At 43.6% G+C, this 567-nt stretch carries 1 protein-coding gene; it reads right to left on the bottom strand.

Annotated features, from left to right (window positions below):
• Window positions 1-27: 27 nt before the first annotated feature.
• The coding region (locus A3750_RS02410) for a hypothetical protein (RefSeq protein ID WP_068547996.1) at window positions 28-567 on the bottom strand (540 nt) is incomplete at its 5' end.

Here is a 567-nt window from a genome sequence, read left to right as displayed (position 1 = left end):
AGCGTAAAACCTATCCTAACAGAACGCTTAAGTTATTCTTTTTTTTACAAATTCCGTCAACCGGGCGTCTGCAGACAAATGAATTCCTATGGTACTAAATGCCGACTGAAAACTCTCAAGGCTGTGTCTCGCCGAAATCACGGAAGTTTCGCGCCGAGCAAAGTCAAAAGTAGCGTCGATCAACGATTGCAACTCGCCCAGGCCATATACATAGGAAATTACGTCCAATTCGACTACAACATATGTTGAATCATTTACCTCATCCTTGAGAGCCGAAAGCCTAGCATGGTTAATTTGAAGCTTACGTAAGATATGCGCTAGATGCTCGCCTATGGCAGGAGTTGAGAAAGATATGCATTCCTTGAAGACCATTATATCCGCATGCGGTAACTCGGGGCAGTCACCACGAACTTTCGTGCCTTTTGAAGTAACAACAATATTACGCACCCCTCCAAGGAATGCAGCGCATTTTTTATTGTATGCGGTCAGATCACTCAATGCCTGAGGCAAAAAAGCCCTATTTGCCTCAAAGTTTCTCTGTCTTTGTTTATTTGAGCTATACGTAGC

The sequence above is a fragment of the Oleiphilus sp. HI0079 genome, assembly GCF_001635105.1.
This window is presented reverse-complemented; position numbering and strand designations above follow the sequence as displayed.